Below are 355 nucleotides of genomic sequence, written 5' to 3' on the forward strand. Positions count from 1 at the left end.
GGTCGGCAAAATGATTATTCATTTTCATTTTCCATAAGTATTACTTGAAAAGCGAAGTGTTTCGCTGCCGTAAGAGCACCAAAGCCGGATCTGTGCGCTGTGTATAGCGCACAGATCCCTCAGATTTATTGTGCGAGAATGCCCCGAACCCGTTCGATTGCGCGCTTAACCTGTGCCGGTGCTGTACCACCTGTATGATTACGGCTGGCAACTGAACCTTCAACTGTCAGCACTGAATAGACATCAGCCGCAATTGCCGGATTGACAGCCTGCATGTTCTCCAGAGCCATATCCGAAAGCTGGTCGATTTTTTGCTCACGCGCGATACGAACAATGGCTGCAACCGTGTGATGAG

At 49.3% G+C, this 355-nt stretch carries 1 pseudogene; it reads right to left on the minus strand.

The features are described 5' to 3' along the window. Positions 1-125 precede the first annotated feature (125 nt). Positions 126-355, minus strand: a pseudogene (locus HBA93_RS19450) (argininosuccinate lyase); the annotation flags it as partial.

Origin of the sequence: Ochrobactrum sp. SFR4, from assembly GCF_019730395.1 — a bacterium.
Taxonomy (GTDB): domain Bacteria; phylum Pseudomonadota; class Alphaproteobacteria; order Rhizobiales; family Rhizobiaceae; genus Pseudochrobactrum.